The sequence below is a fragment of the Metapseudomonas resinovorans genome (genome assembly GCF_002003485.1).
GTDB classification, from domain to species: Bacteria; Pseudomonadota; Gammaproteobacteria; order Pseudomonadales; family Pseudomonadaceae; genus Metapseudomonas; species Metapseudomonas resinovorans_D.
This window is the reverse complement of record NZ_BDMA01000053.1, coordinates 74,477-83,770: the sequence shown is the minus strand read 5'-3', so window position 1 is coordinate 83,770 and position 9,294 is coordinate 74,477. Positions and strand designations below refer to the sequence as shown.

Annotated in this window: 11 protein-coding genes; 6 read left to right on the top strand and 5 right to left on the bottom strand. The window is 64.5% G+C overall.

The window, feature by feature from the left end; all coding sequences use genetic code 11:
• Positions 1-143: 143 nt before the first annotated feature.
• Both MnOB_RS14485 and rph read right to left on the bottom strand, forming a co-directional pair.
• A complete protein-coding gene (locus MnOB_RS14485) occupies positions 144-509 on the bottom strand; it encodes a DUF4870 domain-containing protein (protein ID WP_077524923.1) in 366 nt (121 codons plus the stop codon).
• Positions 510-537: 28 nt separating this feature from the next.
• Positions 538-1,257 carry a ribonuclease PH gene (gene rph / locus MnOB_RS14480; RefSeq protein WP_028626899.1) on the bottom strand — a complete coding sequence of 240 codons (720 nt, stop codon included), beginning with the start codon at positions 1,255-1,257 and terminating at the stop codon, positions 538-540.
• Between the two features lie 137 nt (positions 1,258-1,394).
• Here rph and MnOB_RS14475 point away from each other — a divergent pair, with 137 nt between their 5' ends.
• From MnOB_RS14475 to MnOB_RS14450, 6 genes are all read left to right on the top strand, one after another.
• Positions 1,395-2,258: a YicC/YloC family endoribonuclease gene (locus MnOB_RS14475; RefSeq protein ID WP_077524922.1), complete on the top strand. Its 864-nt coding sequence runs from the start codon at positions 1,395-1,397 to the stop codon at positions 2,256-2,258.
• 12 nt (positions 2,259-2,270) lie between these two features.
• A complete protein-coding gene (gmk, locus tag MnOB_RS14470; protein WP_077524921.1) occupies positions 2,271-2,891 on the top strand; it encodes a guanylate kinase in 621 nt (206 codons plus the stop codon).
• Positions 2,892-3,068: 177 nt separating this feature from the next.
• Positions 3,069-3,332: a DNA-directed RNA polymerase subunit omega gene (gene rpoZ, locus MnOB_RS14465; protein ID WP_016495387.1), complete on the top strand. Its 264-nt coding sequence runs from the start codon at positions 3,069-3,071 to the stop codon at positions 3,330-3,332.
• 60 nt (positions 3,333-3,392) lie between these two features.
• Entirely contained in the window at positions 3,393-5,501 is a 2,109-nt protein-coding gene (spoT, locus tag MnOB_RS14460) for a bifunctional GTP diphosphokinase/guanosine-3',5'-bis pyrophosphate 3'-pyrophosphohydrolase (RefSeq protein WP_077524920.1), read from the top strand.
• Positions 5,502-5,529: 28 nt separating this feature from the next.
• A complete protein-coding gene (locus tag MnOB_RS14455; protein WP_077524919.1) occupies positions 5,530-5,910 on the top strand; it encodes a RidA family protein in 381 nt (126 codons plus the stop codon).
• 56 nt (positions 5,911-5,966) lie between these two features.
• Complete coding sequence (locus MnOB_RS14450) at positions 5,967-6,701, top strand: hypothetical protein (RefSeq protein WP_077524918.1); 735 nt, start codon at positions 5,967-5,969, stop codon at positions 6,699-6,701.
• A gap of 80 nt (positions 6,702-6,781) precedes the next feature.
• On the opposite strand, the gene MnOB_RS14445 is transcribed toward MnOB_RS14450, so the two are convergent.
• The 3 genes from MnOB_RS14445 to MnOB_RS14435 form a co-directional block, all read right to left on the bottom strand.
• Positions 6,782-7,396: a LysE family translocator gene (locus MnOB_RS14445; RefSeq protein ID WP_077524917.1), complete on the bottom strand. Its 615-nt coding sequence runs from the start codon at positions 7,394-7,396 to the stop codon at positions 6,782-6,784.
• Positions 7,397-7,625: 229 nt separating this feature from the next.
• On the bottom strand, positions 7,626-8,426 hold the full coding sequence (locus MnOB_RS14440; RefSeq protein WP_077524916.1) for an AraC family transcriptional regulator: 801 nt from the start codon (positions 8,424-8,426) through the stop codon (positions 7,626-7,628).
• A gap of 2 nt (positions 8,427-8,428) precedes the next feature.
• Positions 8,429-9,280, bottom strand: coding sequence for an SDR family oxidoreductase (locus MnOB_RS14435; protein ID WP_077524915.1), 852 nt, complete (start codon positions 9,278-9,280; stop codon positions 8,429-8,431).
• Positions 9,281-9,294 lie beyond the last annotated feature (14 nt).

The window sequence follows — 9,294 nt, the reverse complement described above, 5'->3', positions numbered from 1 at the left end:
GTAATCGCGCTGGCTACGTCGTACACCTTCTGCCATGGAGCGCTCCTGAAAATAAGGGCAAAGGTGTAAACCTTATTCAGGACGGGACACCAGGCAGAAAAAAGCCGGCTTTCGAGCCGGCTTTTTCTTGTCCGCGATTCGGCCTATTTCACCAGGCGCCAGCAGAAGGGGTAACGATACGCCTGACCTTCGTTGGCCTTGATCCCGGCGATGATGGTCAGCACCAGCGCACCAATACTCACCAGGCCGAGCAGCGGGAAGCCGATCACTATCAGCATCAACAGGAAGCACAGCACAACGGCCAGTGCCACGGTGATCTGGAAGTTCAGCGCTTCCTTGCCCTGGGCGTCGACGAAAGGATCGAGGTCCTTCTTGATCTGCCAGACGATCAGGGGCCCCAGCAGATTGCCGAAGGGAAACACCAGGCCGAGGAAGGCGGAGAAATGGCAGAACATCGCCCATTGCCGTACTTCCCGGTTCGGCTCCTGATACTGAGTAGGTTCGTCCATTCCCACGTCTCCTCGTGCGGATTTGCTGTCAGTCGGCCAGCGCCGCGCGCTGCAGCTCGAACAGCTCGTTCAGGCCCTTGCGCGCCAGGTCGAGCATGGCGGTCAGCTCTTCCGGCTGGAACGGGGCACCTTCGGCGGTGCCCTGGACTTCGATGAAGCCGCCGGCATCGGTCATGACCACGTTGAGGTCGGTCTCGGCGGCAGCGTCTTCAAGGTAATCCAGGTCCAGCACCGGCTCGCCCTGGTAGATGCCCACGGAAACGGCGGCGACCATCTGCTTCAGCGGCTCGCCTTTCAGTGCGCCGCGCTTCTTCAGCACCTTCAGCGCATCGACCAGGGCCACCATGGCACCGGTGATGGAAGCGGTACGAGTGCCACCGTCGGCCTGGATCACATCGCAATCCAGATAGATGGTGTTCTCGCCCAGCTTGGTCATGTCCAGCGCAGCGCGCAGCGAGCGGCCGATCAGACGCTGGATCTCCAGGGTGCGACCACCCTGTTTGCCACGGCTGGCCTCACGCTGGTTACGCTCGCCGGTAGCGCGCGGCAGCATGCCGTACTCGGCGGTCAGCCAACCCTGGCCCTGGCCCTTGAGGAAGCGCGGCACGCCGGACTCGACGCTGGCCGTGCAGATCACCTTGGTATCCCCGAATTCCACCAGCACCGAGCCTTCGGCATGCTTGGTGTAGTTGCGGGTGATGCGGATCGGACGCAGCTGTTCGGCCGCGCGGCCACTGGGACGTTTCATTCGGGCTTACCTGTTCGGGAGAAATCTGCCCGCCATTATAGAGGCCCTCGGGCATGGGGGACATCGCCGCGTTGGGAGGCACAGGCCGCCTGGGCTACAATCCCTTCCTTTGATCGTCGAAACCGAGAGGAAACCCCATGGTGCACAGCATGACCGCCTTCGCCCGCGTTGAACGGGCTGGCTCCCACGGCACCCTGAGCTGGGAACTGCGCTCGGTCAACCACCGCTATCTCGAACCCCACCTGCGCCTGCCGGAAGCCTTCCGCGACCTGGAAGGCCCCGTGCGCGACGCCCTGCGCCAGGGGCTGTCGCGCGGCAAGGTGGAAATCACCCTGCGCCTGGCCGAAGAGAGCGCCGGCAAGCCGCTGCAAGTGGACCGTGAACGCGCCGGCCAGCTAATCAAGGCCGCCGAAAGCGTCGCCGCGCTGATCCAGCAACCGGCACCGATCAATCCCCTGGAAGTCCTCGCCTGGCCGGGCGTACTGGTGGCCGATGCCGCAGACCCGCAGGCACTCAATGCCGCCGCCATGGAAGCCTTCTCCCAGGCGCTCGAAGAACTGAAGAAGGGCCGCGCCCGCGAAGGAGCCGAGCTGGCCCGCCTGCTCAACGACCGCCTGGACGCCATGCAGGAAGACGTCACCGCCCTGCGCGCCCTAGTCCCGCAGATGCTTGCCGCCCAACGGCAGAAGATCCTCGACCGCTTCGCCGAGATGAAGGCCGAACTCGATCCGCAACGATTGGAGCAGGAGATGGTCCTACTGGCGCAGAAGAGCGACGTCGCCGAAGAGCTGGACCGCCTCGGCACCCACATCAGCGAAGTCCGTCGCGTGCTCAAGGCCGGTGGCGCAGCCGGCCGCCGCCTGGACTTCCTGATGCAGGAACTCAACCGCGAAGCCAACACCCTGGGCTCCAAGGCCTTCGACCCGCGCAGCACCCAGGCTGCGGTCAACCTCAAGGTGTTGATCGAGCAGATGCGCGAACAAGTCCAGAATATCGAGTAAGAGACCGCCCCCATGACCGCCACTCCCGGCACCCTGTACATCGTTTCCGCTCCCTCCGGCGCCGGCAAGACCAGCCTGGTCAAGGCGCTGATCGACGCCGAGCCCAACATCCGCGTTTCGGTTTCCCACACCACCCGCGGCATGCGCCCGGGCGAGGTGGACAGCGTCAACTACAACTTCGTGAGCCGCGAAGAGTTCGTGCAGATGCTCGAACACGGCGACTTCCTGGAGCACGCTGAAGTCTTCGGCAACCTCTACGGCACGTCCCAGCGCTGGGTCCAGCAGACCCTGGCCGAAGGCCATGACCTGATCCTCGAGATCGACTGGCAAGGCGCCCAGCAGGTCCGTCGCCTGATGCCCCAGGCCAAGTCCATATTCATCCTGCCGCCGAGCCAGGAAGCCCTGCGCCAGCGCCTCGACAACCGCGGCCAGGACAGCGAGGAGATCATCGAGCGCCGCATGCGCGAGGCGGTCAGCGAGATGAGCCATTACGTCGAGTACGACTACCTGGTAATCAACGACGACTTCGCCACCGCCCTGGAAGACCTCAAGGCCATCTTCCGCGCGAACCAGCTGCGCCACGACTCGCAACAGGTCCGCCACGGCGCCCTGCTCGCCCGCCTGCTCGACTAGCCGCACGAGTCTCTATCGCCGCCATAGCTGGCTCCCGCACTTGCCTTGAGCCACACTCCACCCGCAAAGCGCCGAAAATCGGCGCTTCCCTAATTGCTGGCGATTTTTTAGACTATTCAGTCCGCTCGCCCAATTGGGCAAAGCATCAGCCATTCATTTCGTGCTACGAGGAACACCATGGCCCGCGTTACCGTTGAAGATTGCCTGGACAACGTCGATAACCGCTTCGAGCTGGTCATGCTCGCCACCAAGCGTTCCCGTCAGCTGGCCACCGGCGGCAAAGAGCCGAAGGTAGCCTGGGAAAACGACAAGCCGACCGTAGTCGCCCTGCGCGAAATCGCTGCCGGCCTGGTCGACTATGACGTCATCGCCCAGGAAGACATCGTTGAAGAAGAGCCGCTGTTCGCCGCATTCGAGGACGAGGCCAACGAGGCCCTCTGATTCCATGCCGGGTCGACGTCGCACGGCGCAGGGTAACGAAGGCCGGCAAGGAGAAATATCTTGCCGAGCATAGACACTCTCGCCGAACGACTTTCGACCTACCTCGGCGCGGACCAGGTCAACCTGGTACGCCGAGCCTACTTCTATGCCGAGCAGGCCCACGACGGCCAGCGCCGCCGCAGCGGTGAAGCCTACGTCACCCACCCGCTCGCCGTAGCCAGTATCCTCGCCGACATGCACATGGACCATCAGAGCCTGATGGCCGCGATGCTGCACGACGTGATCGAGGACACCGGCATCGCCAAGGAAGCGCTTTGCTCGCAGTTCGGCGAGACCGTCGCCGAGTTGGTGGACGGGGTCAGCAAACTGACCCAGATGAACTTCGAGTCCAAGGCCGAAGCCCAGGCCGAGAACTTCCAGAAGATGGCCATGGCCATGGCGCGCGACATCCGCGTGATCCTGGTCAAGCTGGCCGACCGCCTGCACAACATGCGCACGCTGGAAGTGCTGTCCGGCGAGAAGCGCCGGCGCATCGCCAAGGAAACCCTGGAAATCTACGCCCCCATCGCCAACCGGCTGGGCATGCACAGCATGCGCGTGGAATTCGAGGACCTCGGCTTCAAGGCCATGCACCCGATGCGCTCGGAGCGCATTCGCGCAGCGGTGCGCCGCGCCCGCGGCAACCGCAAGGAAATCGTCAACAAGATCGAGGAATCGGTGACCAACTGCCTGCGCCGCGAAGGCATGGAAGGCGAGGTCATCGGCCGCGAGAAGCACCTCTACAGCATCTACAAGAAGATGCGCGGCAAGCGCCGGGCGTTCAATGAAATCATGGACGTCTACGCCTTCCGCATCATCGTCGACAAGGTCGACACCTGCTACCGCGTGCTCGGCGCCGTGCACAACCTGTACAAGCCGCTGCCGGGCCGCTTCAAGGACTACATCGCGATTCCCAAGGCCAACGGCTACCAGTCGTTGCATACCACCCTGTTCGGCATGCACGGCGTGCCCATCGAGATCCAGATCCGCACTCGCGAAATGGAAGAGATGGCCAACAACGGCATCGCCGCCCATTGGCTATACAAGTCCACCGAGGACGACCAGCCCAAGGGCACCCATGCCCGGGCCCGTCAGTGGGTCAAGGGCATCCTGGAACTGCAGCAACGCGCCGGTAACTCGCTGGAGTTCATCGAGAGCGTGAAGATCGACCTCTTCCCCGACGAGGTCTACGTGTTCACGCCCAAGGGCCGGATCATGGAGCTGCCAAAAGGCTCCACAGCGGTCGACTTCGCCTACGCGGTGCACACCGACGTCGGCAACACCTGCATCGCCTGCCGTATCAATCGCCGCCTGGCGCCCCTCTCGGAACCGCTGCAGAGCGGCGAGACCGTGGAAATCGTCACGGCACCCGGCGCGCGGCCGAACCCCGCCTGGCTTAACTTCGTCGTGACCGGCAAGGCCCGCACCCACATCCGCCACGCCCTCAAGCAGCAGCGTCGCTCCGAATCCATCAGCCTCGGCGAGCGCCTGCTGAACAAGGCCCTGGCCGGGTTCGAAAGCCATCTGGACAAGATCAGCCCCGAGCGCATCCAGGCCGTGCTCAGCGAGTACCGTCTGGACGTGATCGAAGACCTGCTGGAAGACGTCGGCCTCGGCAACCGCATGGCCTATGTAGTCGCCCGCCGTCTGCTGGCCAGCGACGGCGAGCAGTTGCCGAACCCCGAAGGTCCGCTGGCGATCCGCGGCACCGAGGGCCTGGTGCTGAGCTATGCCAAGTGCTGCACGCCGATTCCGGGCGACCCCATCGTCGGCCACCTTTCCGCTGGCAAAGGCATGGTGGTGCACCTGGAAAACTGCAAGAACATCAGCGAAATCCGGCACAACCCGGAGAAATGCATCCAGCTGTCGTGGGCCAAGGACGTTGCCGGCGAGTTCAACGTCGAGCTGCGCGTCGAGCTGGAGCACCAGCGCGGCCTGATCGCCCTGCTGGCCAGCAGCGTCAATGCCGCCGACGGCAATATCGAGAAGATCAGCATGGACGAGCGCGATGGTCGCATCAGCGTGGTCCAGCTGGTGGTCAGCGTGCACGACCGCGTGCACCTGGCGCGAGTGATCAAGAAGCTGCGCGCGCTCAAAGGGGTGATCCGTATCACCCGCGTGCGGGCGTAGCTGATCCCAAGAGCCCCAAGGAGTTCTCATGAGCAAGACCGTCATCAGCAGCGACAAGGCACCTGCCGCCATCGGCACTTACTCTCAGGCCATCAAGGCCGGCAACACCGTCTACATGTCCGGCCAGATCCCGCTGGACCCGAAAACCATGGAACTGGTCGAAGGCTTCGAAGCCCAGACCGTTCAGGTGTTCGAAAACCTGAAGGCCGTGGCCGAAGCCGCCGGCGGCTCCTTCAAGGACATCGTCAAGCTGAACATCTTCCTGACCGACCTGTCCCACTTCGCCAAGGTCAACGAAGTCATGGGCCGTTACTTCGAACAGCCCTACCCGGCTCGTGCAGCCATCGGCGTTGCCGCCCTGCCGCGTGGCTCCCAGGTGGAAATGGACGCCATCCTGGTCCTCGAATAAGAGCCTCCTGTGCCACGGGCCGTCTGCCCGTGGCATCGTTCCGGAAGGAATCCGTCATGCGTCACACCCTCCCCCTGCTGCTCTGCGCGGCCATTCTTGGCGGCTGTTCCAGCACCCCGTCGGACCCCAGCGGCATCTGGATCAACCAGGCGGCCATCAATGCCGCAGCCAAAGATGGCAAGCTGCGCGAGTCGCTGCTCGCCTACGGCCCGAACCTGGAGTGGCAGATCGACCAGAAGACAGGCGAAGCCCACTACAGCAATGGTTTCGAGCTGGGCGAAGGACGCCTCGCAGCCCAGGAAGATGGCGCCTGGCGAGTGGATTTCTACGGCGACTACCACGAAGAACTCGAAGTGGACGGCCCGGAACTGGTGCAGAAAGCCAGCGAAAACCTCCCCGAGCAACGCTTCGTCCACCCGGACAAGTCTCCCGTAGACGGCGCACCACCGGGCAGTGCATTCGAGCACGCGCTCTACACCGCCTACCTCGGCGGCACCTGGAAAATCGTCGACGGCCAGGGCCAGGGTGCCCTGGTCAAGTTCAACCCCGATGGCAGCCTCGAAGGCTTCCCGGGCGCTGATCGCTACGCGCTCTGCCTCGCGGGTGATTGCGCTGCCATGAGTGGCGAGAACGACAGCATCTGGCTGCAGAACGGCAACCAGGGCGCGGCATGGATCTTCGTCCACGACGGTGATGAGCTGGAAATCCTCGAAGCGCGCAACCGCGCGCATATCGACGAGATGCCCGAATACTCCCCCGGCAAACGCGCCTGGCTGCTGGAGCGCGACTGAGCATCTCCCGCGACACGTATGTAGGAGCGAGCTCTGCTCGCGAAGCTTCGCGCCGAACCGATCGCGAGCAGAGCTCGCTCCTACACGCCGGCTAGCAGCCATGCCCCCAGCGCCAGCAACAACGCACCGCAAAGCCTATCCAGCGCCCTGACCCGCAACTGCAGCCAACCACGCCAGCGCGGATAGCCGAGCAGCCGCACCAGCGCCATATCCCAGAACAGCACCACCGCGGTCATCCAGGCCATGCTCATGGCCAGCCCCCAACCCGGCATCGCCGCATTGCGCAGGACGCCGAACAGGCCTGCGTAGAAGATCGGCAGTTTGGGGTTGAGGCTGCTGGCCAGCAGTCCCTCGGAAAATCCGAGCCGCCACGATCCGCGCTCCCCCGCCTCGGTCTGCGGCAGCTCCAGCTCGCGGGTCGCCAGCAACGCCTGGGCGCCAATCCAGATGAAGTAGCCGCCGCCAACCAATTGCAGCACCTGCCAGAACGCCCCGTCTGAAACGGGCAAAAGGCTGAGAGCGAGCAACACCAGCAGCATGCTCAGCAGATTGGCCAGCGCGATGCCCGCCGCTACGCCGTCGGCGTGGCGCAATCCCCTGACCAGACCGGCGCGCAGCAGCAGGAAAAAATCCGGACCTGGCGACAGCAGCGCGGCGAAATGGGTACTGGCGACCAACAGGAACAACGCGAGCATGGCTTCTGACCTCCGTGAAATACGGCGGCCAGTGTCGAGGCCAGGCATTGGGGTGGTCTTGGAGAAAACTCAGAGTCTGATCACGATTTCGCGAGCTAGAGCCATGCAAGGCAAAAGCAGGCGAGGAAGCGGAGTTTACGAGTTGTAAATGAGCATTCCGACCGGGCTGGCGCTCCAGCCTGCTTTTAACGCGGCAGGGCCGACGCGCAGCAGATCGTGGACAGATCTCTCAGGTGCGTGCAGCGCGGCGGAACTGCCCCGGCGTCACGCCGGTGAAACGCTTGAAGGTGCCGGAGAAGTGCGCCTGGTCGTAGAACCCCAAGAATAGCGCCACCTCCAGCGGTGGCTGCCCAGCCAGCAACAGGCGCTTGGCCTCGCGTATCCGCCGCTGCAGCAGGTAGGTGTGCGGCGGCACGCCGTAGGCGCGGCGGAAGGCGTCGATCAAGTGACGCGGATGCCGCTGCACCAGGCCGGCCAGATGGTCGAGGCTGACGGTATCGGCGTAGTGAACCTCCAGGTAGTCGCGCAGGAAACGCGTCACGCCGCCATCCCGGGATGCGGGTGCCGCTGCACGCAGGCCGCCGTGACGGACGAACGCCCGTTTGAGCACGTCCAGCAGTTCGCTCTCCAGCGCCAGCGCATCGCCGCGTTCGAACTCCGCCGCCAGACGAGCCAGTCCGGCCGCTACCTGGCCGTCATCGACCGGATTCAGCTCGCGGAAACCATCGGGCAAGCGCTTGCGCCCAAGCAGAGCAGGCAGGCGCGACTCTTCGACATAGAGCATGCGATAGACCAGCCGCTCGGACTCGGCATGACCGGTGTGAGGCTCCTCGGGGTTCATCAGCGACAGCGTGCCGGCCGGCAGCGCATGACGCTCGCCCCGGCACTCATAGCCACCTACGCCATGCAGAATGGCGCCGATGGCGAAGGCGTCGTGGCTGTGACGACCGAACGGCTGCCCGGAAAAATCCGCATGAAACAGCTCCACCCCGGGAAGCCAGGGGCGCGCCAGCATGCGGTTGGCATCCATGTTCAGGCGTCGCCGAGGATCGCCGCGTAGCCTTCGCGGTAGCTCAGGTAACGCGGGGCCCAGCCCAAGGCTCGGGCACGGGCGTTGCTGCAGCGCTTGCTTCCGGAGCGACGCACCGTCGACTCGTCGGCCCACTCGGTGACGCCCATCCGCTCGCGCAGCCAGCCGACCACTTCGTGCAGCGGCGCCGGCGCATCGTCGACCCCGATATAGCAGTCGTCCAGCACCACACCGTTGGCATCAGCCTTGAGCAGATGTGCCAGCAAGCCAGCGCAGTCGTCGACATGGATACGGTTGGCATACAGCGGCGGCTCGCTGACCACGCGATAGCCCATGCGCACCTGCTTGAGCAGCCATTCGCGGCCAGGCCCGTAGATGCCGGTAAGGCGCACGCAGGTAGCGGGAAGACCGCTCTGCAGGGCCAGGCGCTCGGCTTCCAGCATCACCTGGCCGGAGAAACCTTCGACCTCGGCAGGGGATGTCTCGTCGATCCACTCGCCGTCTCGCTGGCCATAGACCCCGCTGCTGGAGACGAACAGGACGCGCCGCGGCACCTGTCCATGTTGGGCAAGCCAGGCAAGCACGTGACGCAGGCCCTCGACGTAGGCCGAGCGATAGCCTGCCTCATCGTGCTGGTTGGCCGCCGCGCAGTAGACCAGGTAGTCCAGCGGCCCCTGGGGCCAGTCCGGCGGGCAGTCGGCACGCTCCAGGTCGCCGGCTACCGGCAAAACGCCGGTTGGCAGGGCCGACACCTGGCGCCGCAGTCCATGGACCGTCCAGCCAGCCTGCAGCATTTCGGTGGCCAGGCGGCTGCCAACATCGCCGCAGCCGGCGATCAGGAGGGAAGCGGACATCGGGAAAGCTCCGA